Below are 970 nucleotides of genomic sequence, written 5' to 3' on the forward strand. Positions count from 1 at the left end.
TCTACATGGCGGTAATTTCTTACAATCTCCATAGGCTCTGGAGTGCAGGGATGCTATAACTTGCAACTTGCGTTATTTTATTTTCCCAGAAATCATACACAAGCACAGCATAAGGGTTTGATTCCGCAAGAACATGAAAGAGCTCTTCTTGCTCATGCTTTTCCGTTATGTCCAGCAGGTAACCGTAATAGCCCACCACCTGCCCAGCATTGTCAAGCAAGGGCACAGTGTGGTCAAGAACCCATATGTATCTCCCGTCTACTCTTCTAAGCCTGTATTCCTTATGCGTCCAGAAGGATGATTTCTTCTCAGTGTGATACATAACTTCCTGAGACACTCTCTCCAGGTCTTCTGGGTGTATCAGCTCCGCATACTTTATCCTTCCGGACACAAAATCCTCTGGCGTGTATCCAAGAAGTTCAAACACGCTTGGTGAAACAAATTCTACAGGCCATCCTTCTGCCTTTTTCCACTGAAAGAAGACCACTGGTCCTGCAGAAAGAAGAAATTCGGGTCTCTGTCCGCTGAGCTTGAGATTCTCCATAAGGTCAAAAAGGTCTATATGAAGTTCTGTGTAAATTCCCTTCTCAGAGTTGTGTCCCGCTATCACATAAAAGTATCTTTCACCCCTCTCAGCTTTATGAACATGGACAACGCCAGACTTTTCAAAACCAGACTCTCTTATGTTCTTTACTGGACAAGGATGTCCCTCCTGTTCGTAGCAGGGCTTTTCAAAAGAGTGAGAAAGCTGATAGCATGTTTCTGGACCTTCACCGTATGTTTCCCTTGCCTTTTTGTTGGCAAATATAACACGGTGCTCTTCGTCCACTACAAGGACCGGTTCCGGTATAAGGTCAAGTGCCGAGTAATCCATGCCCGTGATTTTAGCATCCATATTATAACGCAAGTTGCAAGTTATAGCATCCCTGCACTCCAGAGCCTATGGAGATTGTAAGAAATTACCGCCATG

General features: G+C 44.7%; 1 protein-coding gene. It reads right to left on the reverse strand.

All coding sequences use genetic code 11. The features are described from left to right. Window positions 1-19 precede the first annotated feature (19 nt). Entirely contained in the window at window positions 20-874 is an 855-nt protein-coding gene (locus ACKRDP_RS09855; protein WP_409154616.1) for a PAS domain-containing protein, read from the reverse strand. Window positions 875-970: the final 96 nt, after the last annotated feature.

Source organism: Pampinifervens navoyensis (assembly GCF_046159715.1).
Taxonomy (GTDB): Bacteria; Aquificota; Aquificia; order Aquificales; family Aquificaceae; genus Pampinifervens.

Coding starts and splice junctions, on each gene's coding strand:
- ACKRDP_RS09855 (WP_409154616.1), bottom strand. CDS start 874: ATGGATTACTCGGCACTTGACCTTATACCGGAACCGGTCCTTGTAGTG.